This window comes from Aureimonas frigidaquae, assembly GCF_001463905.1.
Lineage (GTDB): Bacteria > Pseudomonadota > Alphaproteobacteria > Rhizobiales > Rhizobiaceae > Aureimonas > Aureimonas frigidaquae.
Window position 1 is genome coordinate 1 of sequence record NZ_BBWR01000007.1, and the last position, 26,635, is coordinate 26,635.

Genomic DNA, 26,635 nt, shown 5'->3' on the forward strand with positions numbered 1-26,635 from the left:
CCTGGTCGTCACCACCGTCGCCAGCCTGATCAAGAGCCGGCACAGCGCCGGCAAGGAATGACGGCGCGGCCACAGGCCGGCGTACAAACGGAAAAAGGGGGGCGCCGTCGACCGGCGCCCCCCTTTTGTTGAAGTCTGGGCTGGTTTTTCGAGTGGCGCTTCAGCCTTTGCGGCTACCATACTTACGGTCATAGCGACGGCTCGAAATCTCGGCAAACGCCAACGCTGCCGCGCCTATGCCTAAGCCGAACAACGAAATCCAAATCAGCGGGTCCATGTTGGGCATTTCAGCTCTCCGCCTTCAATAGACCTAGAATATAGAACGCGACCGCTTCCAATGCCACTACGATGCCTACTGCCATGACAATGACGTAGCGACCTGGCGGTTGCGCTGTCGGGTCAAGAAGGAGCCTTAAGGCTACCAATGCGAAGATCGCCAGCGCGATGCTGTTGCAAACTGAAGAAGCAAGCTTGATCCGTTCGTTTTGCTGGCGAGCTTTCGTCCTGCTCTGCCGGGTTATGGGCCCATCGCCCTCTGACGGTAGCTGTAATGGGGTTGCTTCTTCAGTCATCAGCGTTGGCGCTCGCGTTGGATTCGATGCGCTCATAGATCACTTGTTCTCAGGAAGCACTGCCGCAGCCGGCTTCAGAAGTCAGTTTCGGCAATCCGGCCAGTTGCAAATTTGATCCCGGCCCAAGCCGGTCCGCTCCAGAAGAACGGGTCAAGACGTCCAAACCACTGCGGGGTACGAGCATCGACGATGCGAAGACGATCGTCATTCATCCAAACCGGCCGTGCCAATCTTTTTCGCTTGCACAGAAATTGGGAACAAGCTTCTCTGACCCCTGAAGCGGCGCGGTTGAAAGGACATTCAACCGTCACGCGAGTGTCATGGGGGCAGCCTAAACACGCGGCGCGTTCAACGGTCGGCGCGGGCAGGGGCCTTGCGCAACGGGGCGAGGGGAAAACGGGTGAAGACGATTCTGAAACGTTCGATATCGATGGTCGCGCTCATGGCCATCTCGGCCGGTGCCGCGCAGGCGCAGGATGCTTCGATGGAGGCGCTCGTCGCCGCCGCCAAGCAGGAAGGGCAGCTCACCACGATCGCCCTGCCGCACGACTGGTGCAATTACGGCGAAGTGATTGCCGGCTTCAAGGACAAGTACGGCATCACCGTCAACGAGCTGAACCCGGATGCCGGTTCGGCGGACGAGATCGAGGCGGTCAAGGCCAATAAGGGCAATACCGGCCCGCAGGCGCCGGACGTCCTGGATGTGGGCCTGTCCTTCGGCCCAGCCGCGAAGAAAGAGGGCCTTCTGCAGCCGCATAAGGTCGCCACCTGGGACGAAATCCCCGCCGACACCAAGGATGCCGATGGCTACTGGTACGGCGACTATTACGGCGTCCTGTCGTTTGAGGTGAACAAGGACATCGTCGAGACCCCTCCGGCCGACTGGGAAGACCTCCTGAAGCCAGACTATGCCAATTCGGTCGCCCTGGCGGGTGATCCGCGCGTGTCGGCGCAGGCCATCCAGGCCGTCTATGCGGCCGGTCTGTCACGCAAGCCGGACGGCTCGCCGAGCGAGATCGCCGAGGCCGGGCTGCAGTTCTTCAAGGAGCTGAACGCCGCCGGCAATTTCGTGCCGGTCATCGGCAAGCCGGCCTCGCTGGCGCAGGGCACGACGCCCATCATGATCCGCTGGGACTATAACGCCCTGTCCGGGCGCGATACGCTGGCGGGCAATCCGGAAGTCGAGGTCATCGTGCCGCAGACCGGCGTCGTGGCCGGCGTCTACGTGCAGGCCATCAGCGCCTTCGCGCCGCACCCCAACGCTGCGAAGCTGTGGATGGAGTATCTCTATTCCGATGCCGGGCAGCTCGGCTGGCTGAAGGGCTATTGCCACCCGATCCGCTTCAACGCCATGGCCGAGGCCGGGAAGATTCCGCAGGAGATGCTGGACCGTCTGCCGCCGGCCGAGGCCTATTCCAAGGCGAAGTTCCCGAGCGTCGCCGAGCAGGACGAGGCCAAGGCCATCATCACGGCGCAGTGGGACCAGGTCGTGGGCGCCAACGTCCAGTAAGGCCGGATCGATCGAGGGGGCGGGCCGAGCGCCCGCCCCGTCATCCTGTCCCGCGCGGTCGTTTCGTCCTGCCTGTCGTTTGTCCTGAAGGAAAAGGGATCGGATGTCCTCGAGCCAACCAGCCGACCTTGCCCCGGCGTCCGGCATTGCTGCAGGCGCTGTGGCGCGCAGGCCTTCGCTGGCGCTCCTGGGCGTCATTCCCTTCTTTCTGTTCGCGCTTCTGTTCCTGATCGGCCCGACGCTCTACCTGGCGGTCGGCGCCTTCCAGGATCCGCAAGGCAACTTCACGCTGCAGAACATGATCGGGCTCCTGCAGCCGCAGATCATGGCGGCCTACTGGATTTCCATTCGCATCAGCCTGGCCTCCGCGGCCTTCGGCGCGCTGATCGGTTTTTTCCTGGCCTATGCCATCGTGCACGGCAATCTGCCGCGCTGGGTGCGTCCGACGGTGACGACCTTTTCCGGCGTCGCCTCGAACTTCGCCGGCATTCCACTGGCCTTCGCCTTTTTGGCGACGCTGGGGCGGATCGGCCTCGTCACCGTTTTTCTGAACGAGGCCTTCGGCGTCAACATCTACCGGTTGGGCTTCAACCTCCTGTCCTTTTGGGGCCTGACGATCACCTATCTCTACTTCCAGATCCCGTTGATGGTGCTCATCATCGCCCCGGCGCTGGACGGCTTGAAGAAAGAGTGGCGTGAGGCTGCATCGATTCTGGGTGCCTCGCGCTGGCAATATTGGCGCATGGTGGTGCTGCCGGTCCTGGCGCCGAGCCTGCTCGGCTGCTTCCTCCTGCTCTTTGCCAATGCCTTCGGGGCCATCGCCACGGCCTATGCGCTGACGGGCTCCTCGCTCAACATCGTGCCTATCCTGCTCTATGCGCAGATCCGCGGGGACGTCCTGTACAATCCCAATCTGGGCTATGCCCTAGCGGTCGGAATGATCCTCGTGACCGGCTGCTCGAACATCCTCTATATCTGGCTGCGCACGCGGGCCGAAAGGTGGCTCAAATGACGTTCCGCCGGATCGGACCCTGGATCGCCGTCCTGATCGGCGCGCTCTATTTCCTGCTGCCGCTGGTGGCGACCTTCCAGTTCTCCCTGTCCATGCTGCGCGGGCAATGGAGCTTCGAGGCCTACCGCGTCGTCTTTGCCGATCCGCGTTTCCGGGAGACATTCGGCTTCTCGGTCATCGCCGCGCTGTCCACCATCGCGCTCGGAGCACTTCTGGTCGTGCCGACCGCCTATTGGGTGCGGCTCAAGCTGCCGCGGCTGCGTCCGGTCGTGGAGTTCGTCACCCTCCTGCCGCTGGTGATCCCGCCCATCGTCATCGTATTCGGCTATCTGCGCCTCTACAACTCTTCCTCCTTTCTGCCCTTCACGGGCAGCATCTGGGGCACCAACATCCTGCTCATCTTCGGCTATGTGGTCCTGTCGCTTCCCTACATGTACCGCGCCGTCGATACGGGCATGGCCGCCATCGATATCCGAACGCTGACGGAAGCGGCCGAAAGCCTCGGCGCGCGGCGGGGGACGGTCCTGTGGCGGGTGATCCTGCCCAATGTGCGCCCGGCCGTCCTGTCCGGCGCCTTCCTGACCTTCGCCATCGTCATCGGCGAATTCGTCATCGCCAGCCTTCTGAACCGTCCGGCCTTCGGGCCCTATCTGCAACTTGTCGGCGCCAATCGTGCCTATGAGCCGGCGGCGCTCGCCATGATCGCCTTCGCCGTGACCTGGGCATCGATGGCCATGTTGAACGTCGTGGGCGGACGCCGCCAGGGCGGGATCGCGGGTGCTGCGCCCCGCGCCCCGCGCCGCCTGTTCCGCCGCCGCGAAAGGACCGAGCAACCATGAGCTTCCTGACCCTGTCGGGCGTCCGCAAGACCTATGGCGGGACGCCTGTCGTCCATGGCTTCGACCTGTCGGTCGAGCGCGGGGAGTTCATCTCCTTCCTCGGGCCTTCGGGCTGCGGCAAGACCACCACGCTGCGCATGGTGGCCGGGTTCGAAACGCCCGACAGCGGACAGATCCACATTGCCGGCGAGAATGTCGGCCCGCTGCCGCCCAATCGCCGGCAGATCGGCATGGTGTTCCAGTCCTATGCGCTGTTTCCGAACCTGACCATCGCGGAAAACGTCGCCTTCGGGCTGAAGGTGGCGGGCGAGCCGCGGGCCGAGATCGACGCGCGGGTGCGCGAGATGCTTGCCATGATCAAGCTGCCGCATGTCGCCGACCGCTACCCCTATCAGCTCTCCGGCGGGCAGCAGCAGCGCGTTGCGCTGGCACGCGCCATCGCCGTGCGCCCGCGTGTCCTTTTGTTGGACGAGCCGCTGTCGGCGCTGGATGCCAAGATCCGCGTTTCGCTGCGGGACGAGATCCGGGCCCTGCAGCAGGAGCTCGGCATCACCACGATCTATGTGACGCATGACCAGGAAGAGGCCCTGTCCATGTCTGACCGGATCGTCGTGATGAGCGAAGGGCGGATCGAGCAGGTCGGCACGCCGTTCGAAATCTACAACCGCCCATCCAGCCGCTTCGTCGCATCCTTCGTCGGCAATCTGAGCCTCCTGGACGCCGAGGCCGGGCCGGACGGCGCGCTGACGCTCGGCGCGCAGTCCATCCGCGTTCCGGACCTCGATGCGCCCGCAGGGTCCAGGGTCACGCTGGCCCTGCGGCCGGAAGCCCTGTCGCTGGCGCCGTCGCACCGCCGCACGAGCCGGCTCGACGGGAAGGTCGAGCAGGTCGCCTTCCTGGGCTCGGTCGTTCGGCTGCGCGTGGCGACGGCCGGGGGGACCGCGCTGATCGACATGTTCAACGACCCGACCGTGCCGCCGCCGGCGCAGGGAGCGCCTGTCGAAGTGTGGTTCGCGCCCGAGGATGGCCGGGTCATCCAGCAGCCGGCACCTTGAAGTTTGCGCGTGGCTACCGACATGGGCCAGACCCATGGTTGACGGTGGCAGGTGCAAGGCATGATCGTTGCAGGTCCGGTTCTCTTCGCGCGCGGCGCGGACGCGGCTGACGCCAGGGCAACTCTGCTCGTCGTGACCGCCGAAGGGGCAATGGCGCCGGAACTGGAATGCGGTGGTGTGCCGGTCACCTTCCGCCGTGCCGCCACGCTGGAAGGCCATGCGGTGCTGACGGCGGAGCTGGTCCTGCCTGTCGGGCCCGGCGCCGGCTACACACTGGACGGCACCTTCTATCCCGTGCGCACCGACATGACGGGCGATTTGCGGCTGGCCTTCGTGTCCTGCAACGGGCAGGAGCATGGCGATGGCGCGCGCGGCCATGACGGGCGCGACGTCATGTGGCGGCGCCTCAAGGCGGAGCATGAGGAGCGGCCCTTCGTCCTCATGCTGCATGGCGGCGATCAGCTCTATGCCGACGAGGCGGTGGAAAGCCATCCGGACGTGGCGCGCTGGGCCGCGCAGGAGCCCGGGCGGCGGCAGGATCTTCCCTTCACGCCGCAGATGGAGGCGGCCGTCAGCGCCTGGTTTTTCCAGCGCTACATGGACACGCTGACACAGCCGGCCGCGGCCCACCTCTTCGCGCGGGTGCCCTCGCTGATGATCTGGGACGATCACGACATCTTCGACGGCTGGGGCAGCCACCCGCAGGCGCTGCAGGAGAGTGCGATCGCGCAAGGGATCTTCCGCGTCGCGCGGCGCATGTTCGTGCTGTTCCAGCTCGGCGGCGCGGACGACGCGCTTCCGCAGACCTGCCTCGACCCGACAGGCAGGAGCCTCGCCCATGCCGCGCGGTTCCCCGGGCTGACGATCAGCCTGCCGGATCTGCGCAGCGAGCGCCAGCCGGACCGCGTCATGGGGCCGGAAGGCTGGGCCGCCTTCGAGCGTTCGCTGGCTTTGGCGCCGGAGGGCGAGGCGATGATCGTTGTCTCGAGCGTGCCGGCGCTCGGCCCGCGTCTCAGCCTCGTCGAGGCCGTGATGGACCGGATGCCCCGGGCCCAGAAATACGAGGACGACCTGCGCGACCAGTGGCAGAGCCGAGGCCACCGCGAGGAGTGGCGGCGCTTCCTGAGCGCGCTGGAGCGCGAAGCGGTGAGCGGGCACCGGCCGCTGGTCGTCATTTCGGGCGAGATCCATTTGGCAACCCGCGCCGAAATGCGCCTTGAGGACGGCACGACGCTGCATCAGCTCGTGGCCTCCGGCATCACCCATCCCAAGCCGCCAATGGCCTTTCCCTTGGCCTTGAGCTTGCTGTCGCGGCTCGGAGAATCACCCTTGCGCGGGCGGCCGATCCGCATCCTGCCGCTGCCGGGGCGGCGCATGCCCTATATTGCAGATCGTAATTACCTGGTCGTCACGCGCCGTGGTGGCGCATGGAGCGCCGAGTGGGAGCTGGAAGAGACGGGGCGAACGCCGCCTCTGCCGCTGTCGGCCTGAGCCGCGCCCCGTCCTGATTGAGGCTGGAATTCCACGTTCGGCACCTTGCGCAGGGCGGCTGTTTCGCGCTGGCCGGCCCGGCCGCAACGGCTGTTGCGTTCTATTGCCGGTCGATTGACAGTGCGCGAGGAGCAAGGATTATTCCCTACTAGATTGATAGATTTTCGAGGGGATGACCGCATGATCCGTATCGCTTCCCGCCTCCGCACCGTCGGCCTGCAGCTCGGCCTTGCCGCCGCGCTGCTGGTGCCGGCCGCCGCGCAGGGCGTGCTCCTGAACGTGTCCTACGATCCGACGCGCGAACTCTATCGCGATTACAACGCGGCCTTCCTGAAGCACTGGACGGCGGAGGGGAACGACACCGTCGCCATCCGCCAGTCGCATGGCGGCTCGGGCGCTCAGGCACGGACCGTGATCGACGGGCTCGACGCCGATGTCGTGACGCTGGCCCTGGAGGCCGATATCGACGCCATCGCCGCCGCCACCGGCAAGATCCCGGCCGACTGGCGCGGGCGCCTGCCGCACAATTCCGCGCCCTACACGTCGACGATCGTCTTCCTGGTCCGCAAGGGCAATCCGAAGGCGATCCAGGACTGGGGCGATCTCGTCAAGGACGATGTCCAGGTCATCACCCCCAATCCGAAGACCTCCGGCGGCGCCCGTTGGAATTACCTGGCCGCCTGGGCCTATGCCAACAAGACCTTCGGCAACGATGCGGCCAAGACGAAGGAGTTCGTGGGCGAACTCTACCGCCACGTGCCGGTGCTCGACACGGGCGCGCGCGGCTCCACCACGACCTTCGTCCAGCGCGGCATCGGCGACGTTCTGCTCGCCTGGGAAAACGAGGCCTTCCTGGCGCTCGAGGAACTCGGGCCGGATCAGTTCGAGATCGTCGTGCCCTCCGTCTCGATCCTGGCGGAGCCGCCGGTGACCGTGGTGGACGGCAATGTGGACGCCAAGGGCACACGCGCCGTGGCGACGGCCTATCTGGAATATCTCTACTCGCAGGAAGGCCAGACCATCGCGGCCAAGCATTTCTACCGCCCCGCCGAGCCTGAGAAGGTGACGGACAAGGCCGAACTCGAGCGCTTCCCCAAGCTGGAACTCGTGACGATCGACGACGCGCAGTTCGGCGGCTGGGCCAAGGCACAGCCCGAGCACTTCGGAGATGGCGGCACCTTCGACCAGATCTACAAGCCGGCCCAGTAAGCTGGCGCTCGAAGCCGGCCCGCCAAAGGCGGGCCGGGCACCGCGCCCCTTTTATCCGTACGCGTCTTGGGCCACACTTTGCACGATACGATTCAAACAGAACTCGGCCGGGGCATCCGCACGGATGCCGCCGGTCGAACAGTCACAAGGGCGCCCATGACGCGGCGAAAAGCCTTCAAGCAGCCGAGCGTCATTCCCGGTTTCGGCCTGGCCATGGGGTTCACGCTCGCCTATCTGGGGCTTGTCGTACTGGTGCCGCTGTCGGCGCTGGTGCTGCGCAGCGCCAGCATCGGCCCTTCCGAATTTTTCGCCCATGCGAGCGATCCGCGCGTCCTGGGCGCACTGCGCCTGTCCTTCGGGGCGTCGCTGGCCGCGGCGTGCCTGAATGCCGTGTTCGGCTTTCTCATCGCCTGGGTGCTGGTGCGCTACCGTTTCCCCGGCCGGCGGGCGGTCGATGCCGTGATCGATCTTCCCTTTGCGCTGCCCACCGCCGTGGCCGGCATCGCATTGACGGCGCTCTACGCGCCGAACGGCTGGGTCGGCCAGCTTTTCGCGCCCGGCTCGGTGCTGGGCGGGCTGTTCGGGGCGGGCGGGCTGCGCATCGCCTATACGCCGCTCGGCATCGTGGTGGCGCTGACCTTCGTCTCGCTTCCCTTCGTCGTGCGGACCGTGCAGCCGGTGCTGGAAGAGTTCGATGCCGAGCTCGAACAGGCGGCTGCCACATTGGGCGCCAACCGCCGCCAGATCGTGCGACGCGTCATCCTGCCCTCCGTCCTGCCGGCCCTCCTGACGGGCTTTGCGCTCGCGCTGGCGCGGTCGGTGGGGGAGTATGGCTCCGTCATCTTCATCGCCGGCAACATTCCCTATGTCTCGGAGATCGCGCCGCTGCTGATCGTGATCCGGCTGGAGGAGTTCGATTACAGCGGGGCCACGGTCGTCGCCGCGCTGATGCTGATGATCTCCTTCGCCATGCTGCTCGTCATCAACCTGATCCAGGCGTGGAGCCGCAGGAGGTATGGCCATGGTGCCTGAGACCGATCACCACCGTGGCGTGACGACCGAAAGCCCCGTGGTCAAATGGGTGCTGATCGGGACGGCACTCGCCTTCCTGGGCTTCTTCCTGTTCCTGCCGCTCGTGGCCGTCTTCGTGGAAGCGTTCCGCAACGGCGTTGCCATGTACTGGCAGGCCATCACCGAGCCGGATGCAGTGGCGGCCATGAAGCTGACCCTGCTCGTCGCCGCCATTTCCGTTCCGCTCAACCTCGTCTTCGGGGTGGCCGCGGCCTGGGCGATCGCCAAGTTCGAGTTTACCGGTAAGAGCCTCCTGATCACCTTCATTGATCTGCCCTTCTCGGTCTCTCCGGTGATTGCGGGCTTCGTCTTCATCCTCCTCTTCGGTGCGCAGGGCTACTTCCTGCCGCTGATCCAGCCGCTCGGGCTGCAGATCGTCTTCGCGCTGCCGGGCATCGTCCTGGCGACGGTCTTCGTGACGCTGCCCTTCGTGGCGCGCGAGCTCATCCCCTTGATGCAGGAACAGGGCATCGGTGACGAGGAAGCGGCGATCTCTCTCGGCGCAGGCGGGTGGCAGACCTTCTTCCGCGTGACACTGCCCAACATACGCTGGGCGCTGCTCTATGGCGTGCTCCTGTGCAATGCGCGCGCCATGGGTGAGTTCGGCGCCGTGTCCGTCATTTCCGGGCGCATTCGCGGCTTCACCAACACCATGCCGCTGCATGTCGAGATTCTCTACAACGAGTACGCCTTCTCGGCGGCCTTCGCCGTCGCCACGCTCCTGGCGCTCCTGGCGCTCGTGACGCTGGGCGTGAAGACGCTGCTTGAATGGCGCTATGCCGGCGACCTCGCCGCATCGGGCCGCAACGGACACTGAAGGGTCGCAGGATGGATATTCACCTCAAGCACATCCATAAGCAATTCAACGGTTTCCACGCGCTGAACGATATCAACCTCGATATCCGTTCGGGTGAGCTGATCGCGCTTCTGGGCCCGTCGGGCAGCGGCAAGACGACGCTTCTGCGCCTGATCGCCGGGCTCGAAATGCCGACGGAGGGGCGCATCCTGTTCGGCAGCGAGGATGCCTCCCACAAGAGCGTCCAGGAGCGCAATGTGGGCTTCGTCTTCCAGCATTACGCCCTGTTCAAGCACATGAGTGTGGCGGACAATATCGGCTTCGGGCTCAGCGTGCGCAAAGGGCGGGATCGGCCGGCCGGCGCAGAGATCCGCAAGCGGGCGCTGGAGCTCCTCGACCTCGTCCAGCTTTCGGGCCTGGCGGACCGGTATCCGCAGCAGCTTTCCGGCGGGCAGCGCCAGCGCGTGGCGCTGGCGCGGGCGCTCGCCATCGAGCCGCGCATGCTGCTCCTGGACGAGCCCTTCGGTGCGCTCGATGCGCGCGTGCGCAAGGATCTGCGCCGCTGGCTGCGGGAGCTGCACGACAAGACGGGCCATACGACGGTCTTCGTCACGCATGATCAGGAGGAAGCGGTGGAACTGGCCGATCGCGTCGTGGTGATGAGCCAGGGCCGCATCGAGCAGGTCGGTTCGGGCGACGATATCTACGACCGCCCGGCAAGCCCATTCGTCTTCACCTTCATCGGCCAGTCCAACATCCTGCCGGTGGATGTGCGGGACGGCAAGATCGCCTTTGCCGGCCATGTGCTCGGCGAAACGACCGAGCAGGACGGATCGTGGCACATGTACATGCGCCCGCACGATCTGGAAATCGTGGGCGACGATGGGCCCATACGCGGACCGATCGCCGTGTCGCGCCGCGCCGGGCGTTCACGCTTCGCTGAAATATCTCTTCCGGGAGACAGTCGCCGGCGCCTCGAAGTCGAGCTGCCGGCCGAGGTGACCGCCGACCCCGGTTTGGAGCTGGCGCTCCGGCCCATTCGCTGGACGCTCTATCCCGCCGCAAAAGCCTGAGGCTGACCGGTGCGGGCAGGGCGCCGGAACCGGCGGCGCCCTGCCTCAAGATGGCGTGGCTTTACAGAGCCGCAGTCACGATGATCTCGACCTTGTAGGCCGGCGCCGCCAGGCGTGCCTCGCCCGTGGCGCGGGCTGGCGGGTTCGCCGGATCGACCCAGGCGTCCCAGACCGAGTTCATGGCCGCGAAGTCGTTCATGTCGGCGAGCCAGATCTGCACGTAGAGAAGCCGCGACTTGTCGGTTCCCGCTTCCGCCAGAAGACGGTCGATCTCGGCCAGGATGGTGCGGGTCTGGCCCACAACGTCCTCGTCCGGATTGCCGACCTGGCCGGCCAGGTAGACGGTGTTGCCGTGCACGACGCCCATGCTCATGCGCTTGCCGGGCTCGATCCTGCGAATGCTCATCGAATGAAGGCTCCTCTGATAGGGGAAAACCGGCATCGGCCGGTCCGCATCCTGTCGCTTACAGGAGGCGCGCGCCGAAGGAAACCACGGGCCTCACAGGGGTGCGCGACGGTTGCTTGGTTAAGTGCCAGGTCGCGGGAACTAAAAGGGCTCGACCGGGCTTTCAGTTCGTCTCCCACGACGAGAGCCGAGAACGCCCGTGAACGTTCGTACCCCGCCTTCCATCGCCCTGCAAAAGAAACCCGCCGCACCCGCCGTCCGAAAGACGCGGATCCAGTCCGGCCGACCCTACCCCCTCGGGGCCACCTGGGACGGGATCGGCGTGAATTTCGCGCTGTTCTCCTCCACGGCCACCAAGGTCGAGCTCTGCCTCTTCGACGCCAATGGCGAAACGGAGATCGAGCGCATCGAGCTGCCGGAATATACGGACGAGATCTTCCACGGCTACCTGCCCGAAGCGCGCCCCGGAACGATCTATGGTTACCGCGTCCATGGCCCCTACGAGCCCGATGCCGGCCATCGATTCAACCCCAACAAGCTGCTGCTGGACCCCTATGCCAAGGCCCATGTGGGCGACTTGACCTGGGACCACGCGATCTTTGGTTATACGATCGGCTCCGACGACGCGGATCTGTCCTTCGACGATCGGGACAGCGCCCGCTTCGTGCCCAAGGCCCGCGTGGTCGACCCCGCCTTCACCTGGGGCGACGAGCGGCGCCCGCGCATCCCCTGGGAATCGACCATCTTCTACGAGACCCACGTCAAGGGCTTCACGCAGCAGCACCCCTCGGTCAACGACCACGACAGGGGCACCTTTGCCGGGCTGATGAATGCCGATGTGATCCGCTACATCCGAAGCCTCGGCGTCACCTCCGTCGAGCTCCTGCCGATCCACGCCTTCCTGGATGACAGCTATCTGGTCGACAAGGGGCTGCACAATTACTGGGGCTATAACACGCTCGGCTTCTTCGCCCCGGCGCCGCGCTATCTGACGAGCCCCTTCGTCAACGAGTTCAAGGAATTCGTGTCGGCCTACCACCATGCCGGGCTCGAGGTGATCCTGGACGTGGTTTACAACCACACGGCCGAAGGCAACGAGCTTGGGCCGACGATCTCCTTCAAGGGTATCGACAACTCGACCTATTACCGGCTCATGCCGGACCAGGCCCGCTACTACATCAACGATACGGGCACCGGGAACACGGTGAACACCAGCCATCCGCGCGTCATGCAGATGGTCATGGACAGCCTTCGCTACTGGGCGGGCGAAATGCGCGTGGACGGGTTCCGCTTCGACCTCGCCACCATTCTGGCGCGCGAGCCGACCGGCTTCTCGGAGGAATCCTCCTTCCTGCACGCCTGCCAGCAGGACCCGCTGCTCAGTCAGGTCAAGCTGATCGCCGAGCCATGGGATTGCGGGCCCGGCGGCTACCAGGTCGGTCGCTTCCCGCCCGGCTGGGCCGAGTGGAACGACGGCTACCGCGATACGGTGCGCGGCTACTGGCGGGGCGATGAAGGCATGGTGCCGAAGATCGCCAACAAGATCAGCGCCTCGGCCGATATCTTCGATCATCGGGGTCGCAAGCCGTGGGCGTCGGTCAACTTCATCACCGCCCATGACGGTTTCACGCTGCACGACCTCGTCTGCTACAACGACAAGCACAATGAGGCCAATGGCGAAGACAATCGCGATGGTCACTCGCACAACCTGTCCTACAATTACGGGGTAGAAGGGCCGACCGAGGATCCGGACATCAACACGCTGCGCTTCCGCCAGCTGCGCAATCTCTTTGCGACGCTGCTCTTCTCCCGCGGGACGCCGATGATCCTGGCGGGCGACGAGTTCGCCCGCACGCAGGGCGGCAACAACAACGCCTATGCGCAGGATAACGAGATCGGCTGGATCGACTGGGACGTCACGGACGAGGGCAGGGACCTTGCCAAGTTCGTTCAGAAGCTGATCCGCCTGCGGCAGGCGCTTCCCATGCTGCGGCGCGGACGCTTCCTGCATGGGGACTATGACGAGGAACTGGGCGTCAAGGACGTCGCCTGGATCACCCCGGCGGGCAGCGAGTTCGAGGAAGGCAACTGGATCGACGAGAGTGCCCGCTGCTTCGGCGTTCTCCTGGACGGACGGGCCCAATCGGAGGGCGTGCGCCGGGCCGGCACCGACGCCACCATGCTCATCATCCTGAATGCGCATGACGACGTGGTGAACTTCAAGCTGCCGGAAGCGCCGCTCGGCGTCTGCTGGCGGGCGGTCATCGACACCAACCAGCCCGACATGGACGATCTTCCGTCCTTCGACTTCGGGGCGGAATACATGGTGACCGGCCGTTCCTTCCTGGTCTTCCTTCTGGAGCCGGAAGAGGGCGGTGAGAACACGCGCGATGCGGAGCGGTCCTTCACCTATGTGTCGGAAGCGTTCCTGCGGGCCGCCGAGGAGCGGGTGCGCTTCGCCATGGCCGAGCGTCGCTGAGACGCTTCGCCTACTAAGTGCCGAAATGCGGGCAGGCATGCGCAGAGCGCATGCCTGCCCGTTCTTCTTGTGTCTACTCCCGGTCGTCGGGTCAGCCCATATTGGGCATGCAAGACAAGAGGAGAGACCAGATCATGACCGGACGCAATTTCGTCACCCGCCTTCGCAATGTCGCCGATTTCCTGGGCGGCGTGCGTGAGTGCAGCGCTGCTGCCGAGGCCGGCCGCCGTCCCAGCCGCGCCGCTCTGCGGGCCGCCGGCATCGATGCCGACGTCTACTACGCCATCAAGCGCTGACAGGGTCCTGCCCCGCGTCTGGGGCATGGCCGACGGTGTGCAGGCCGTTAAACTGCAGAGGATTGTAAAGCCCGCTGACTTTCCGTATGTCCCGGTGCGAGACGGAACGGCAGGTGGCGGGCGGATGAGCGACGAATACGTCTATGACGAAGTGACCGGCGATTGGCGTCCGGCCTCCGAGATGGCGCAGCTGCAAGCCGCTGCCGCGACCACGGTGAGCCGTGACAGCGCCGGCAACATCCTGGCCGATGGCGATCAGGTCGTGTTGATCAAGGACCTCGACGTCAAGGGTGCGGGTCAGACGATCAAGCGCGGGACGCTGATCCGATCCATTCGCCTGACCGACAATCCGGACGAGATCGACTGCAAGTTCGAGAGCATCAAGGGCCTTGTGCTGCGCACGGAGTTCGTGCGCAAGCGCTGACGCCCGCCTCCGGCAGTCTTCACACCATTTCCATTGCGATGTGCCGACGGCTCGTGCTGACACCTACAGTGTCACACGGGCCGTTTCCGCATGGCAAGATTCTGCCTGATCTGCACTTGCAAATCATTTGCAATACACTAGTTTGAGGTCTGACACAGATCTCAGACAGGTGTTTCCATGCCGATTTTTGCGGGTGCAGGCCGCTCGAAACCGTTCCGCGCGGGAATGCTCGCGCGGCTGGCGGTCTGTCTCGTCGCCCTGGTGCTTCTCGCCGCGCCGGGCCGCGGCCAGGCGGCCGAGCCTTTGCATGTTGTGGCGACGACGGGGATGGTGGCCGATGCGGTGCGCGAGGTGGGGGGCGACAGGGTCGAGGTGGTCGCCCTGATGGGGCCCGGCGTCGACCCGCATCTCTACCGCGCCACGGCTTCCGACATTGCCAAGATGGCGCGTGCCGACGCCGTGTTCTGGCACGGGCTGAACCTCGAAGCGCAGCTTCACGATTTCATGGGGCGGCTGAAGGCGCGCACGCCGGTCTACGCCCTGGCGGAAACCCTGCCGAAGGAGGCGCTCCTGTCGCCGCCGTCTTATCCCGGCCAGTACGACCCGCATGTCTGGATGGATCCGCGCCTGTGGCGCGGCGTGGTGACGGCAGCGCGTGACGCGCTCATGGAACTCGATCCAGCGGGCGGGGCGCAGTTTGCCGCCAACGCACAGCGGCAACTGGCCGAGTTCGATCGGCTGGCCGATTATGGCGACACGGTCCTCGGCACCGTGCCGGAGGGCGCCCGGGTGCTCGTCACCGCGCATGACGCCTTTGGCTATTTCGGGCGCGCACATGGCTACGAGGTGCTCGGCATCCAGGGCATCTCCACCAACAGCGAGGCGGGCTTGCGCAAGATCGAGGAACTCGTCGACACACTCGTCAGCCGCCGCATCGGCGCGATCTTCGTCGAAAGCTCCGTGTCGGACCGCAATGTCCGCGCCCTGGTGGAAGGGGCCGCGGCGCGGGGCCATACGCTGCGGGTCGGGGGCGAGCTCTATTCCGATGCCATGGGTGCGCCCGGCACCTATGAGGGAACCTATATCGGCATGATCGACCACAATGTGACGGTGATTGCCCGTGCGCTCGGCGGCGATGCCCCGGCCCGGGGCATGCAGGACCGCCTCAGCGCGGCCGGCCTGTGAGGGAGGGGACCGGGATGGATGGTGGTCACATGACGATGCCGCAAACGGTCGAATCTCCGCTCGATGTGCGGGGCCTGACCGTCGCCTATAATGGCAATGTCGTCCTGGAGGATGTCGATTACACGGCGCCGGCCGGCGGCATGGTCGGCATTATCGGGCCGAACGGAGCCGGCAAGTCCACCTTCCTGAAGGCGGCGCTCGGCCTTGTCGTGCCCGTATCCGGGCAAGCGCGGTTTTTCGGCGGTCCGTTCCGGTCCGCCCGACGGCGGATCGCCTATGTGCCGCAGCGCGCCAGCGTCGACTGGGATTTCCCGACCTCCGCGCTCGGCGTGGTGATGATGGGCTTCTACGGCCGGCTCGGCCTGTTGGGCCTGGTGCGGCGGCATGACCGGCTCCGTGCCCTGGAATGCCTGCGGCGCGTCGGGCTGGAAGATTTTGCCGGGCGTCAGATCGGCCAACTGTCCGGCGGCCAGCAGCAGCGCGTCTTTCTGGCGCGCGCGCTGGCGCAGGATGCCGAGCTCATCATCCTGGACGAGCCCTTCGCCGGGGTCGATGCGGCAACCGAGCGCGCGATCGTATCGGTCCTGCAATCGCTCAAGGCGGAAGGGCGGACGGTGATCGCCGTCCACCACGACCTTGCGACCGTGCCCGATTACTTCACCGACGTCCTGATCCTCAATCGCCGCCGTATCGCCGCCGGCCCGGTGGGTACGGCCTTCACGCCCGAGACGCTCGATGTCGCCTATGGCGGACGCCTGGCAACGGCGCGGACCGGGTAGCCAGTCATGGACATGTCCGCCTTTCTGGCCGCGCTGACCTTCACCGCCGGCTACAATACGGCTCTTGTGTGCCTTGGCGCCGCGCTGCTCGGCGCGGCGGCGGGGGGCATCGGTTCCTTCGTCATGCTGCGCAAGCGCGCCTTGATGAGCGATGCGGTCAGCCATGCGACCCTGCCGGGCCTGGTGCTCGCCTTCATCGGCATGGCGCTGACCACCGGCGATGGCCGCTTTCTGCCGGGCCTGATGGTCGGCGCGGCGCTGACGGCGTTTCTCGGCCTCTATGCGGTGGACTGGCTCACGCGCCGCACGCGGTTGCCGGAGGATTCGGCCATCGGCGCCGTCCTGTCCTCCTTCTTCGGCCTCGGCGTCGTGCTTCTGACGGTGGTCCAGTCCCTGGAAACGGGCGGGCAGGCGGGGCTCGAAGGCTTCCTTCTCGGCTCCACCGCATCCATGCTGCGCAGCGAGGCCATCACCATCGCAGTGGCGGCTGCCGCGACGGGGCTCGGCGTGATCCTCCTGCGGCGGGCCTTCACCATCGTGTCCTTCGATCCCAACTACGCCGCCAGCATCGGCATTCCCGTCCGACGGACCGATCTTGCCATGCTGCTCATTCTTCTGCTCGTCACCGTGATCGGCCTGCGCGTGGCGGGGCTCGTGCTCATTGTCGCGCTGACCATCATTCCGCCCGCGACGGCCCGGTTCTGGACCGACGACGCCGGCCGGATGGCCGTGCTCTCCGCCGCCATCGGCGCAGCTGCCGCCCATGCCGGCGCGGCCCTGTCGGCATCCGGCCCTTCGCTGCCGACAGGGGCGGTGATCGTGCTGATCAGCTTCGGCGTCTTTGCCCTGTCGCTCGTCGCATCGCCGCGGCGCGGCCTGGTGGCGGCCGCCTTGTCGCGCCGGTCGGCCCGCAGGAGCGTCGCCCGATGATGGAGGATTTCGTCTTTCTGTCGCTGGCGCCGCTCACCATCGGGCTTCTGGCCGCCGTCAGCTGCGCGCTGGTCGGCAACTTCCTGGTCCTGCGCCGCCAGGCCCTGGTGGGCGATGCGATCAGCCATGTCGTCCTGCCGGGGATCGTGATGGGCTTCCTCGTCTCGGGCGCGACGCACGCCTGGCCCATGCTGCTCGGCGCGGCCGTCGCGGCCGTCCTGTCGGTGCTCCTGATCGAGTTCATCCGCCGCACCGGCACCGTGGACGGCGCGGCCGCCATGGGCACGGTCTTCACCGCCATGTTCGCGGCCGGTGTTCTTCTGATCGAGCGGAGCGATACGAGCGGTGTTCATCTGGACGTCGAGCACGCGCTTTATGGCAGCCTGGAGAGCATGATCTGGTTCTCCGGCTATGGCTGGGGCGCACTTCTGGACCCGGCGGCGCTGGTCGACCTGCCGCCCCAGCTTTCACGCCTCTTCATCATGCTGGCCGTCGTGATCGCCTTTCTGATCGTCTTCTGGCGCAGCCTCGTCATCTCCACCTTCGACCCTGCCTATTCCGTCACCATCGGCGCGTGGCCCCGTTTGACCGGGTTTCTTCTGGTGATGATCACCGCCGCCGTCGCCGTCACCGCCTTCGAGGCCGTTGGCTCCATCATCGTCATCGCCATGTTCATCTGTCCGCCGGCGGCGGCACGGCTGATGACGGACCGGATGTCCGGCCAGATCCTGTGGAGCGTCGCCTTCGCTGCCCTGTCCGCGCTGGGCGGTTTCGTGCTGGCAGCCGAGGCGCCGCTGGCGCTCGGCTGGGGCGCCAGCGTTTCGGCGGCGGGTATGATTGCGACCCTGTCGGGCGTCATCCTGATGGTGTCGGCGCTGTTCGGCCCTCGGCGGCTCGGAGTGCGTGGCTGAGCCTTCAGTTGCGTGCGCTGAGCACGGGCGCCAGCCGGGCGAAACTGATGTCCATCGCGTAGGCCTTCGACAGAAGCGGGACCGCGATGTGACCGTGACGCAAAGAGAGGGCTTGCGCCGCTTCTTCCTTGGGTTGCCCTGCTATGGCGTGCAGGTACATCGCCACCGCAAAGCCCGTGCGATCCGCACCCGAACGGCAATGGATGAGGATCGGCCGCTCCGCCATCCGCATCAGCGCCAAAAGATCGCGCATCTGATCCTCGGTGATCTCGGTCCGGGCGGAGATGGGGTAGTCGATCAGGGCGATACCCTCCTGCGCCGCCGCCGCAGCCTCTCCCTCATAGGCAAGGCTGGAGCGGGCGCCGCGCAGGTTGATCACGGTGCGGATACCGTACCGTTCTGCATAGGTGTGGATATCCTCGCCCGTCGGCTGGCCGGATCGGTAAAGTTCACCCGGCAGCACCTCGGCGAAATTGTTGTTGAGCGTGACGTAACCGGCCCAGCCGGACGCGACGCCCACGAGGGTCAGAACTACGTACAGGAATGTGCGCATGGGCCCCGCCGGCGATAATCAGCCATCGGCAACACCATACAGAAAACATACAAATGTTAAATGATATCCATTGTGAAAATTTTGCGACTGTTTTGTTGGTGGATCGTATCGAGCGGTTTGTCGGCCTCCTGCTGCCGGGCGGGCAGGGCTGCCATGACGGCCTGTCGGTCTTGCGCCGCCATCGAGGCCCAGGAGGCGATCTCTGCCAGCGTTCGGTGGCATCCGACGCACAGGCCCGTGCGAGAATCGATGTGACAGATGTTGCGGCAGGGTGATTCCATATGACCTGGATAGCATGGCGCGCCGGCCCGCCACACATCGGCGCAGTCCGCCTTCTCATTATATAAGGATTGGTTTATATAAGCCGGACAGCAGGGAGACTCCGCATGGCCGCATCCACCGACAGTCTGTTCGCAGAGGCGATCCGCCCGCAGGGAGCGGCCGGCCGGCGCGATGCGCTGATGGCGGCGGCGCGTGAGCGTATCCTGATCCTCGACGGGGCCATGGGCACGCAGATCCAGGGCCTCGGCCTGTCGGAGGAGCATTTCCGCGGCCATCGTTTCGAAGGGTGCGAATGCCACCTGGCCGGCAACAACGACCTCCTGATCCTGACCCAGCCCAAGGCGATCGAGGATATCCATTTCGCCTATGCGATGGCCGGCGCCGACATCGTGGAAACCAACACATTTTCGGCGACGACCATCGCCCAGGCCGATTACGGCATGGAGAAGGTCGCTTATGAGCTGAACCGCGAAGGCGCCGCCATCGCGCGGCGGGCCTGCGCGCGAGCAGAGGCGGCGGATGGGCGCATGCGCTTCGTGGCGGGCGCCATCGGGCCGACCAACCGGACAGCCTCCATCTCTCCCGATGTGAACAATCCGGGCTTCAGGGCGGTGAGCTTCGACACGCTGCGCATCGCCTATGCCGAGCAGATCGAAGGTCTGATGGATGGCGGCGCGGACCTTCTCCTGGTCGAGACCATCTTCGACACGCTGAACGCCAAGGCGGCCATCTTCGCGGCGGAGGAGATTTTCGCCCGCCGGGGCGAGCGCCTGCCGCTGATGATCTCCGGCACGATCACCGACCTGTCGGGGCGGACCTTGTCGGGCCAGACGCCGACGGCCTTCTGGTATTCCGTCCGCCATGCCCGCCCCTTCACGATCGGGCTCAACTGCGCGCTGGGCGCCGATGCCATGCGTCCGCACCTGGCGGAACTGGCCAAGGTGGCCGACACCTTCGTCTGCGCCTATCCCAATGCCGGCCTTCCGAACGAGTTCGGCCAGTATGACGAAACGCCGGACATGATGGCCGCCCAGGTGCGCGGTTTTGCGCAGGACGGGCTCGTCAACATCGTGGGCGGCTGCTGCGGCTCCACGCCCGAGCACATCCGCGCCATCGCCGATGCGGTGGCGGGCATGGCGCCGCGCAGCTTCGGGCCGGCCGAGCCGCGCCTGTGCCTGTCCGGCCTGGAGCCCTTCACGCTCACGCCCGACATTCCCTTCGTCAACGTGGGCGAGCGCACGAATGTCACGGGGTCGGCACGCTTCCGCAAGCTGATCACCGCAGGGGATTTTTCCGCCGCGCTCGATGTCGCGCGGGACCAGGTCGCCAACGGCGCCCAGGTGATCGATATCAACATGGACGAAGGGCTCATCGATTCCGAGCGCGCCATGGTGGAGTATCTGAACCTCATCGCCTCCGAGCCGGACATCGCCCGCGTCCCGGTGATGATCGACAGCTCCAAGTTTTCCATCATCGAAGCCGGCCTGAAATGCGTCCAGGGCAAGCCCCTGGTGAACTCCATCTCCATGAAGGAGGGGGAGGACGCCTTTCTGGAACAGGCCCGCAAGGTGCGCGCCTATGGCGCGGCCGTGGTCGTCATGGCCTTCGACGAGGATGGCCAGGCCGATACGCTGGAGCGCAAGGTGGCGATCTGCACCCGCGCCTACCGGCTGCTGACGGAGAAGGCGGACTTCCCGCCCGAGGATATCGTCTTCGATCCGAACGTCTTTGCCGTGGCCACCGGCATCGAGGAACATGACGGCTACGGCGTCGCCTTCATCGAGGCGGCCCGGCAGATCCGTCAGACGCTGCCCCACACCCATATTTCGGGCGGTGTCTCCAACCTCTCTTTCTCCTTCCGCGGCAACGAGCCGGTGCGTGAGGCGATGCACGCCGTGTTCCTGTACCATGCCATCGCTGCCGGCATGGACATGGGCATCGTCAATGCCGGCCAGCTCGCCGTCTATGAAAGCATCGACCCGGAGCTGCGCGACGCCTGCGAGGACGTCGTTCTGGCCAGGCGGGCGGACGCCACGGAACGGCTCCTGGACATCGCCGCCCGCTTCAAGGGCGGGCCGGGGCGCGAGGCGAGGGCGCGGGACCTGTCCTGGCGCGAAAAGCCGGTGCAGGAGCGCCTGTCGCACGCGCTGGTGAACGGCATCACCGAATTCATCGATGCCGATACGGAAGAGGCGCGGCTGGAGGCCAGGCGCCCGCTGGACGTGATCGAGGGCCCTTTGATGGCGGGCATGAACATCGTGGGCGACCTGTTCGGCGCCGGCAAGATGTTCCTGCCGCAGGTCGTCAAGTCGGCCCGCGTCATGAAGCAGGCCGTCGCCTATCTCCTGCCTTATATGGAGGAGGAGAAGGCCGCCGGCGGCGGACGCCGCTCGGCGGGCCGCATCCTGATGGCGACGGTGAAGGGCGATGTGCACGATATCGGCAAGAACATCGTCGGCGTCGTCCTGGCCTGCAACAATTACGAGGTGATCGACCTGGGCGTCATGGTGCCGAGCACGAAGATCCTGGAGACGGCGCGCAAGGAGAAGGTGGACATTATCGGCCTGTCCGGCCTGATCACCCCTTCGCTCGACGAGATGGTCAGCGTTGCGGCGGAGATGGAGCGCGAGGGCTTCGACATCCCGCTCCTGATCGGTGGGGCGACGACGAGCCGCGTGCACACCGCCGTCAAGATAGACCCGCGTTACCGGCGCGGCCAAACAGTCTATGTGACGGATGCGAGCCGGGCCGTCGGTGTCGTCTCCAATCTCCTGTCGCCGCAATCGCGCACGAGCTACATGGACACGGTGCGCGCCGAGTATCGCAAGGTCGCGGAAGCGCATGCCCGGGCCGAGGCCGACAAGCGGCGGCTGCCGCTCGCCGCGGCCCGCGCCAACGCCCATAAGGTGGATTGGTCGAGCTGGCAGCCCGTGCGGCCGAGCTTCACCGGCACGCGCACCTTCCGCGATTGGGACCTTGCCGATCTGGTGCCCTATATCGACTGGACGCCCTTCTTCCAGACCTGGGAGCTGAAGGGGCGCTTCCCGAAGATCCTGGACGATCCGGCGCAGGGGGAGGTGGCCCGCAACCTCTATGCCGATGCGCAGGCCATGCTGGAGCGGATCGTGGCGGAGGGCTGGTTCCGGCCGCAGGCCGTGGTCGGCTTCTGGCCGGCCAATGCCGAGGGCGACGACATCCGCCTCTATGCGTCGTCGGACCGCCAGCAGGACCTTGCCACCTTCTATACGCTGCGCCAGCAGCTCTCCAAGCGTGATGGGCGGCCGAACGTCGCGCTGTCGGATTTCGTCGCCCCGGCATCGACCGGCCTTGCGGATTATGTGGGCGGTTTCGTCGTGACGGCCGGTGCCGAGGAAGAAGAGATCGCAAAGCGCTTCGCCGCGTCCCACGACGACTACCAGTCGATCATGGTCAAGGCGCTGGCGGATCGCTTCGCGGAGGCCTTTGCCGAGCGCATGCACCTGGAGGTGCGCCGTAACCTTTGGGCCTATGCGCCCGACGAGGCGCTGGGCAACGACCAGCTGATCGACGAGGCCTATGCCGGCATCCGGCCGGCGCCGGGCTATCCGGCACAGCCGGACCACACCGAAAAGGCGACGCTCTTCAAGCTCCTGGATGCGGAGGCAGAGATCGGCGTGCGCCTGACGGAAAGCTATGCCATGTGGCCCGGCTCCTCCGTGTCGGGCCTCTATATCGCCCATCCGGAAAGCTATTATTTCGGCGTGGCGAAGGTGGAACGCGACCAGGTCGAGGATTACGCCGCCCGCAAGAACATGCCGCTTAAGGACGTGGAGCGCTGGCTGGCGCCGATCCTCAACTATGTGCCGCAGGAGGCCGCGGCCTGACACGTCTGGTCAGGCCAAACGCCTTCAGCTAGAAGCCACGGGTCAGGTTTCGGGAGGTCATATGGCAAGCGGCACGAAGACGGTCCTGTCGATCGGCGAATGCATGATCGAGCTGTCGCCGACGGGGGAGGGAACGTTCCGCCAGGGTTTTGCCGGCGATACGTTCAACACGGCCTGGTACCTGCGGAGGCTGCTTCCGGCCGACCGGGACGTGGCCTATTTCACCAATGTGGGCGATGACCCGCTGTCCCAGCGCATGGTCGAGTTCATCGCGGCTGCCGGCGTGTCGACGGAGCATGTTCGAGCGCTGCCCGGCCGCAATGCCGGCCTGTACCTCATCACGCTGGACGGGCATGAGCGCAGCTTCTCCTACTGGCGGGAAACCGCGGCAGCACGCGCCCTGGCCGACGATGAAGCACGGCTTTCCGCCGCGTTGGACGCGGCCGACCTTATCTATTTTTCCGGCATCACCTTGGCGATCCTGCCGGAGGAGCGTCGCGCCGCCTTTCTGAAGCAGGTTGCGGCGGCCCGCGCGGCCGGCAAGACCGTGGCCTTCGACCCCAATATCCGCGACCGGCTCTGGCCCGGCCGCGCCGCCTGCGCGCAGGCCATCGAGACCGGCGCGGAAACCGCCACCATCTGCCTGCCGAGCTTCGACGACGAAAAGCGCATCTTCGCAGATGCCGACGCTGCGGCCACGGCCGCGCGCTACGCCGCGCTCGGCTGCGCGGAAATCGTCGTCAAGGATGGCGGCGGCGACGCCCTGCTTCTGACCGAGGGCATGGCGGAGCCTGTCATCCTGCCTGCGCTGAAGGTCGAGCGGCCGGTGGATACGACGGGCGCCGGCGATTCCTTTGGCGCCGGGTACCTTGCCGCGCGCCTGGCCGGGCGGGACCCGCAGGCCGCCGTCGCGGTTGCACATCGGACGGCTTCCCGGGTTATCCAGGGTTATGGCGGGCTCGTCGAGATCGACACTCTTGCGAAATTGGCCTGACCAATATACGAGCGTTCGACAAAGGGTGTGCGAGGCCGGTGCGGGATGCGCCGCCTCCGGCCCGGCGCGTTCCAGGGAGGTCAGGCCAATGTCGCCCATCATCACAGGTTTCCGTACCCATGATATCCGGTTCCCGACCTCGCAGGGGCTCGACGGCTCGGATGCGATGAATCCGGATCCGGATTACTCCGCCGCCTATGTCGTCCTGGAGACGGACCGGCCGGACCTTGCCGGCCACGGGCTGACCTTCACGATCGGCCGCGGCAACGATATCGTGGCACGGGCCATCGAGGCCGTTGCCGCGCGGCTTGTCGGCCGCAGCCTGTCGGAGATGACGGCGGATATGGGCGCCTTCTGGCGCTTCGTCACCGGTGACAGCCAGCTGCGCTGGCTGGGGCCCGACAAGGGCGTGATGCACCTGGCCACCGGGGCCGTCGTCAACGCCGTCTGGGACCTGTGGGCAAAGGTCGAGGGCAAGCCCGTCTGGCAGCTCGTGGCGGATATGAGCGTGGACGAGGTGCTCTCCCTCATCGACTTCCGTTACCTGACCAACGCCCTGACGCGCGACGAGGCCCGCGCCATACTGGAAGCCGCGCTTGCGGGTGCGGCCGAGCGGCGGGACGTTCTGGCAGCCAGGGGCTACCCCACCTACACGACCTCCGCCGGCTGGCTCGGCTATAGCGACGACAAGATGCGCCGCCTGTGCCGGGAAGGGATGGCGGTCGGCTGGACGCACTTTAAGCTGAAGGTGGGGCGCGACCTTCAGGACGATATCCGCCGCTGCCGCATCGTGCGCGAGGAGATCGGCCCCGACCGCGTCCTGATGATCGATGCCAACCAGGTCTGGGAGGTGGGCGAAGCGATCGAATGGGTGAATGCGCTGGCCGAGTTCCGGCCCTGGTTCATCGAGGAGCCGACATCCCCGGACGATATTCTCGGCCATGGGCAGATCAAGGCGGGTGTGCACCCCGTCAAGGTCGCCACCGGGGAGATGTGCCAGAACCGCATCCTCTTCAAGCAGTTCCTGCAGGCGGACGCGATCGACGTGGTGCAGATCGACGCGGCACGTGTTGGCGGCCTGAACGAGAATATCGCGATCATGCTGATGGCGGCCAAATACGGCAAGCCGGTCTGCCCGCATGCCGGGGGCGTCGGCCTGTGCGAATATGTCCAGCATCTTTCGATGATCGACTATCTGGTCATTTCCGGAACGATGGACGGCCGCGTGGCCGAGTATGTCGACCATCTGCATGAGCATTTCGTCTACCCCTGCGACGTGCGCGACGGGCGCTACATGCCACCCCGGGCGGCGGGCTTCTCCATCGAGATGAAGCCGGCTTCCATCGACGCGCATCTTCATCGCGGCTGACGCAAGGGTTTTCGATCTTCCGTTTGCCGGTTTGCTGGCATAGACCACTGTCCCGGGCCTGGCCGATGACGGCCGGCCCGGCGGGGGCAGGGCGGATGGACGCGACGGCGCAGAAGCTTGAAAGACTGGTGGACCGCCTGGGCGCCGGTGCGGTGCTGACGGAACATGGCGACATGATCCGCTACCTTCGCGACTGGCCGGGCGACGTGGAAGGCCGCGCTTTGGCAGTCCTGCGCCCGGATACGACGCAGGCTGTCGCGCAGGCGGTGCGTCTCTGTGCGGAACTGGGGCTCGGCATCGTCCCGCAGGGTGGCAATACGGGCCTGACAGAGGCCGGTACGCCGCAAGGGCGGGATCAGGTCGTGATCAGCCTGGAGCGCCTGAACCGGATCCGCAGCATGTCGCCCGACGATTTTGCCGCCGTCGTGGAGGCAGGCTGCGTGCTCGAGACGCTGAAGGCGGCCGTCGATGCCGCAGACCGCTATTTTCCGCTGGCGCTCGGCGCTCAAGGCTCCTGCCAGATCGGCGGCAATGTCAGCACCAATGCCGGTGGCATCAACGTGCTGCGCTACGGCATGACGCGCGATCTGATCCTGGGGCTCGAGGTCGTCCTGGCCGACGGCACCATCTGGGACGGGCTGTCCGTCCTGCGCAAGGACAATCGCGGCATCGACCTGAAGCAGCTCTTCATCGGCGCCGAAGGCACGCTCGGCATCGTGACGGCCGTCGCCATCAAGCTCCTGCCGCGGCCCGAACATGTCGAGACGGCGCTGGTGGCCCTGCCGAGCGTGGGCGATGTGATGGCCCTCTACCGCCGCGCCAGGCCCGCCTGTTGCGACCTGATCAGCGCCTTCGAGTTGATGCGCCCGGAGGCCCTGGCCTTCGCGCGGGATGCCTATCCCGACCTTGCCTATCCGATTCCGCCCGATTACCCGGCCTATGCCTTGATGGAACTGACGGCCAGCGGGCCGATCGATCTGCGCGCTATCCTGGACGCCTTCCTGGAGGCAGAAATGGAGGCCGGCACGGTGCTGGACGGCGTGGTCGCCGCATCGCGCCAGCAGGCGCTGAACCTCTGGAAGATCCGCGAGGGCATGAACGAGGGCCAGGCCCTGCGCGGCATGCATCTGCGCACCGACATATCGGTTCCGCTGTCGCGCGTGGCCGACTACATCGCCGAGGCGTCAGAGGCCATCGCCGCGGCATTGCCGCAGTGCGACTGCGCGGCCTATGGCCATGTGGGCGATGGCAATATCCACTTCAACGTCCTGCCGCCGCGCGGCACGGAGCGCGCCGCGGCGCTGGCGATAATGGCTGAGGCCAAGTCCATCCTCTACGCCATCCTCGACCGCTTCGACGGCAGCATCAGCGCCGAACACGGCATCGGACGCGCCAAGAAGGCCGATTTCACCAAGCGTCTCGAACCGGCACAGGCGGGAATGCTGATCGCCATCAAACAGGCGCTCGACCCGCAATGGCGGATGAATCCCGGCAGTCAGCTCGACCGGCCCCAATGAACAGCAAGGAAAAGGTGGG

General features: G+C 66.0%; 24 protein-coding genes. 20 read left to right on the forward strand and 4 right to left on the reverse strand.

Annotated features, from left to right (window positions below):
- Positions 1 to 287: 287 nt before the first annotated feature.
- Positions 288 to 608 (reverse strand): hypothetical protein, encoded by a 321-nt coding sequence (locus AUL30_RS19680; RefSeq protein WP_210173819.1) that lies wholly within the window; start codon positions 606 to 608, stop codon positions 288 to 290.
- 406 nt (positions 609 to 1,014) lie between these two features.
- Between AUL30_RS19680 and AUL30_RS07280 the strand changes: the two genes are divergently transcribed.
- From AUL30_RS07280 to AUL30_RS07320, 9 genes are all read left to right on the forward strand, one after another.
- Complete coding sequence (locus AUL30_RS07280; protein WP_407638272.1) at positions 1,015 to 2,082, forward strand: ABC transporter substrate-binding protein; 1,068 nt, start codon at positions 1,015 to 1,017, stop codon at positions 2,080 to 2,082.
- Positions 2,083 to 2,185: 103 nt separating this feature from the next.
- On the forward strand, positions 2,186 to 3,094 hold the full coding sequence (locus tag AUL30_RS07285) for an ABC transporter permease (RefSeq protein WP_062227225.1): 909 nt from the start codon (positions 2,186 to 2,188) through the stop codon (positions 3,092 to 3,094).
- Positions 3,091 to 3,933 (forward strand): ABC transporter permease, encoded by an 843-nt coding sequence (locus tag AUL30_RS07290; protein WP_062227226.1) that lies wholly within the window; start codon positions 3,091 to 3,093, stop codon positions 3,931 to 3,933. Before AUL30_RS07285 ends, AUL30_RS07290 begins: the two co-directional genes overlap by 4 nt.
- Complete coding sequence (locus AUL30_RS07295; protein ID WP_062227227.1) at positions 3,930 to 4,988, forward strand: ABC transporter ATP-binding protein; 1,059 nt, start codon at positions 3,930 to 3,932, stop codon at positions 4,986 to 4,988. Before AUL30_RS07290 ends, AUL30_RS07295 begins: the two co-directional genes overlap by 4 nt.
- Positions 4,989 to 5,048: 60 nt before the next feature.
- Complete coding sequence (locus tag AUL30_RS07300) at positions 5,049 to 6,479, forward strand: alkaline phosphatase D family protein (RefSeq protein ID WP_062227228.1); 1,431 nt, start codon at positions 5,049 to 5,051, stop codon at positions 6,477 to 6,479.
- A 180-nt stretch (positions 6,480 to 6,659) separates the two neighbouring features.
- Positions 6,660 to 7,688, forward strand: coding sequence for a sulfate ABC transporter substrate-binding protein (locus AUL30_RS07305; protein ID WP_083507746.1), 1,029 nt, complete (start codon positions 6,660 to 6,662; stop codon positions 7,686 to 7,688).
- A gap of 156 nt (positions 7,689 to 7,844) precedes the next feature.
- The gene (gene cysT / locus AUL30_RS07310; protein WP_062227229.1) at positions 7,845 to 8,720 is read left to right on the forward strand and encodes a sulfate ABC transporter permease subunit CysT; all 876 of its coding nucleotides are present in this window, start codon (positions 7,845 to 7,847) and stop codon (positions 8,718 to 8,720) included.
- Positions 8,704 to 9,576 carry a sulfate ABC transporter permease subunit CysW gene (cysW, locus tag AUL30_RS07315; RefSeq protein ID WP_062227230.1) on the forward strand — a complete coding sequence of 291 codons (873 nt, stop codon included), beginning with the start codon at positions 8,704 to 8,706 and terminating at the stop codon, positions 9,574 to 9,576. Before cysT ends, cysW begins: the two co-directional genes overlap by 17 nt.
- An 11-nt stretch (positions 9,577 to 9,587) precedes the next feature.
- On the forward strand, positions 9,588 to 10,628 hold the full coding sequence (locus tag AUL30_RS07320; RefSeq protein WP_062227231.1) for a sulfate/molybdate ABC transporter ATP-binding protein: 1,041 nt from the start codon (positions 9,588 to 9,590) through the stop codon (positions 10,626 to 10,628).
- Between the two features lie 61 nt (positions 10,629 to 10,689).
- Here AUL30_RS07320 and AUL30_RS07325 read toward each other — a convergent pair whose 3' ends face one another.
- The gene (locus tag AUL30_RS07325) at positions 10,690 to 11,034 is read right to left on the reverse strand and encodes a RidA family protein (RefSeq protein WP_062227232.1); all 345 of its coding nucleotides are present in this window, start codon (positions 11,032 to 11,034) and stop codon (positions 10,690 to 10,692) included.
- 223 nt (positions 11,035 to 11,257) lie between these two features.
- On the opposite strand from AUL30_RS07325, the gene glgX reads away from it, so the two are divergent.
- The 7 genes from glgX to AUL30_RS07355 all read left to right on the forward strand — a co-directional run bounded on the left by glgX (position 11,258) and on the right by AUL30_RS07355 (position 18,038).
- A complete protein-coding gene (gene glgX / locus AUL30_RS07330; RefSeq protein ID WP_062227367.1) occupies positions 11,258 to 13,513 on the forward strand; it encodes a glycogen debranching protein GlgX in 2,256 nt (751 codons plus the stop codon).
- Between the two features lie 134 nt (positions 13,514 to 13,647).
- A complete protein-coding gene (locus tag AUL30_RS19685) occupies positions 13,648 to 13,809 on the forward strand; it encodes a hypothetical protein (RefSeq protein WP_157069980.1) in 162 nt (53 codons plus the stop codon).
- 124 nt (positions 13,810 to 13,933) lie between these two features.
- On the forward strand, positions 13,934 to 14,233 hold the full coding sequence (locus AUL30_RS07335) for an alkylphosphonate utilization protein (RefSeq protein ID WP_062227233.1): 300 nt from the start codon (positions 13,934 to 13,936) through the stop codon (positions 14,231 to 14,233).
- 177 nt (positions 14,234 to 14,410) lie between these two features.
- Positions 14,411 to 15,418 (forward strand): metal ABC transporter solute-binding protein, Zn/Mn family, encoded by a 1,008-nt coding sequence (locus AUL30_RS07340; protein ID WP_244490736.1) that lies wholly within the window; start codon positions 14,411 to 14,413, stop codon positions 15,416 to 15,418.
- A 29-nt stretch (positions 15,419 to 15,447) separates the two neighbouring features.
- Entirely contained in the window at positions 15,448 to 16,197 is a 750-nt protein-coding gene (locus tag AUL30_RS07345) for a metal ABC transporter ATP-binding protein (RefSeq protein WP_210173820.1), read from the forward strand.
- Between the two features lie 6 nt (positions 16,198 to 16,203).
- Positions 16,204 to 17,127 carry a metal ABC transporter permease gene (locus tag AUL30_RS07350; protein WP_062227236.1) on the forward strand — a complete coding sequence of 308 codons (924 nt, stop codon included), beginning with the start codon at positions 16,204 to 16,206 and terminating at the stop codon, positions 17,125 to 17,127.
- Positions 17,124 to 18,038, forward strand: coding sequence for a metal ABC transporter permease (locus AUL30_RS07355; protein WP_062227237.1), 915 nt, complete (start codon positions 17,124 to 17,126; stop codon positions 18,036 to 18,038). The genes AUL30_RS07350 and AUL30_RS07355 overlap by 4 nt, the downstream gene beginning before the upstream one ends.
- A gap of 4 nt (positions 18,039 to 18,042) precedes the next feature.
- Here the strand turns inward: AUL30_RS07355 and AUL30_RS07360 are convergent, their stop codons facing one another.
- On the reverse strand, positions 18,043 to 18,591 hold the full coding sequence (locus tag AUL30_RS07360) for a fused DSP-PTPase phosphatase/NAD kinase-like protein (RefSeq protein WP_062227238.1): 549 nt from the start codon (positions 18,589 to 18,591) through the stop codon (positions 18,043 to 18,045).
- A gap of 56 nt (positions 18,592 to 18,647) precedes the next feature.
- Positions 18,648 to 18,872, reverse strand: coding sequence for a DUF1289 domain-containing protein (locus tag AUL30_RS19240; RefSeq protein WP_083507747.1), 225 nt, complete (start codon positions 18,870 to 18,872; stop codon positions 18,648 to 18,650).
- A 105-nt stretch (positions 18,873 to 18,977) separates the two neighbouring features.
- Here AUL30_RS19240 and metH point away from each other — a divergent pair, with 105 nt between their 5' ends.
- The 4 genes from metH (at position 18,978) to AUL30_RS07380 (ending at position 26,616) form a co-directional block, all read left to right on the forward strand.
- Positions 18,978 to 22,736, forward strand: a complete 3,759-nt coding sequence (metH, locus tag AUL30_RS07365; protein ID WP_062227239.1) for a methionine synthase — start codon at positions 18,978 to 18,980, stop codon at positions 22,734 to 22,736.
- A gap of 61 nt (positions 22,737 to 22,797) precedes the next feature.
- Entirely contained in the window at positions 22,798 to 23,730 is a 933-nt protein-coding gene (locus tag AUL30_RS07370; protein WP_062227240.1) for a sugar kinase, read from the forward strand.
- Between the two features lie 88 nt (positions 23,731 to 23,818).
- Positions 23,819 to 25,099: an L-fuconate dehydratase gene (locus AUL30_RS07375; protein ID WP_062227241.1), complete on the forward strand. Its 1,281-nt coding sequence runs from the start codon at positions 23,819 to 23,821 to the stop codon at positions 25,097 to 25,099.
- A gap of 65 nt (positions 25,100 to 25,164) precedes the next feature.
- Complete coding sequence (locus tag AUL30_RS07380) at positions 25,165 to 26,616, forward strand: FAD-binding oxidoreductase (protein ID WP_083507748.1); 1,452 nt, start codon at positions 25,165 to 25,167, stop codon at positions 26,614 to 26,616.
- Positions 26,617 to 26,635 lie beyond the last annotated feature (19 nt).

What these genes read in the sequence shown, in the direction of transcription:
- cysW (WP_062227230.1), top strand. Translation starts at nt 8,704, where the DNA reads ATGGCCATGGTGCCTGAGACCGATCACCACCGTGGCGTGACGACCGAA.
- AUL30_RS07340 (WP_244490736.1), top strand. Translation starts at nt 14,411, where the DNA reads ATGCCGATTTTTGCGGGTGCAGGCCGCTCGAAACCGTTCCGCGCGGGA.
- AUL30_RS07335 (WP_062227233.1), top strand. Translation starts at nt 13,934, where the DNA reads ATGAGCGACGAATACGTCTATGACGAAGTGACCGGCGATTGGCGTCCG.
- AUL30_RS07280 (WP_407638272.1), top strand. Translation starts at nt 1,015, where the DNA reads ATGGCCATCTCGGCCGGTGCCGCGCAGGCGCAGGATGCTTCGATGGAG.
- AUL30_RS07355 (WP_062227237.1), top strand. Translation starts at nt 17,124, where the DNA reads ATGATGGAGGATTTCGTCTTTCTGTCGCTGGCGCCGCTCACCATCGGG.
- AUL30_RS07325 (WP_062227232.1), bottom strand. Translation starts at nt 11,034, where the DNA reads ATGAGCATTCGCAGGATCGAGCCCGGCAAGCGCATGAGCATGGGCGTC.
- metH (WP_062227239.1), top strand. Translation starts at nt 18,978, where the DNA reads ATGGCCGCATCCACCGACAGTCTGTTCGCAGAGGCGATCCGCCCGCAG.
- AUL30_RS19680 (WP_210173819.1), bottom strand. Translation starts at nt 608, where the DNA reads ATGAGCGCATCGAATCCAACGCGAGCGCCAACGCTGATGACTGAAGAA.
- AUL30_RS07380 (WP_083507748.1), top strand. Translation starts at nt 25,165, where the DNA reads ATGACGGCCGGCCCGGCGGGGGCAGGGCGGATGGACGCGACGGCGCAG.
- AUL30_RS07360 (WP_062227238.1), bottom strand. Translation starts at nt 18,591, where the DNA reads ATGCGCACATTCCTGTACGTAGTTCTGACCCTCGTGGGCGTCGCGTCC.
- AUL30_RS07290 (WP_062227226.1), top strand. Translation starts at nt 3,091, where the DNA reads ATGACGTTCCGCCGGATCGGACCCTGGATCGCCGTCCTGATCGGCGCG.
- AUL30_RS07350 (WP_062227236.1), top strand. Translation starts at nt 16,204, where the DNA reads ATGGACATGTCCGCCTTTCTGGCCGCGCTGACCTTCACCGCCGGCTAC.
- AUL30_RS07300 (WP_062227228.1), top strand. Translation starts at nt 5,049, where the DNA reads ATGATCGTTGCAGGTCCGGTTCTCTTCGCGCGCGGCGCGGACGCGGCT.
- AUL30_RS19240 (WP_083507747.1), bottom strand. Translation starts at nt 18,872, where the DNA reads ATGGAATCACCCTGCCGCAACATCTGTCACATCGATTCTCGCACGGGC.
- AUL30_RS19685 (WP_157069980.1), top strand. Translation starts at nt 13,648, where the DNA reads ATGACCGGACGCAATTTCGTCACCCGCCTTCGCAATGTCGCCGATTTC.
- cysT (WP_062227229.1), top strand. Translation starts at nt 7,845, where the DNA reads ATGACGCGGCGAAAAGCCTTCAAGCAGCCGAGCGTCATTCCCGGTTTC.
- AUL30_RS07285 (WP_062227225.1), top strand. Translation starts at nt 2,186, where the DNA reads ATGTCCTCGAGCCAACCAGCCGACCTTGCCCCGGCGTCCGGCATTGCT.
- AUL30_RS07375 (WP_062227241.1), top strand. Translation starts at nt 23,819, where the DNA reads ATGTCGCCCATCATCACAGGTTTCCGTACCCATGATATCCGGTTCCCG.
- AUL30_RS07295 (WP_062227227.1), top strand. Translation starts at nt 3,930, where the DNA reads ATGAGCTTCCTGACCCTGTCGGGCGTCCGCAAGACCTATGGCGGGACG.
- AUL30_RS07305 (WP_083507746.1), top strand. Translation starts at nt 6,660, where the DNA reads ATGATCCGTATCGCTTCCCGCCTCCGCACCGTCGGCCTGCAGCTCGGC.
- AUL30_RS07345 (WP_210173820.1), top strand. Translation starts at nt 15,448, where the DNA reads ATGACGATGCCGCAAACGGTCGAATCTCCGCTCGATGTGCGGGGCCTG.
- AUL30_RS07320 (WP_062227231.1), top strand. Translation starts at nt 9,588, where the DNA reads ATGGATATTCACCTCAAGCACATCCATAAGCAATTCAACGGTTTCCAC.
- AUL30_RS07370 (WP_062227240.1), top strand. Translation starts at nt 22,798, where the DNA reads ATGGCAAGCGGCACGAAGACGGTCCTGTCGATCGGCGAATGCATGATC.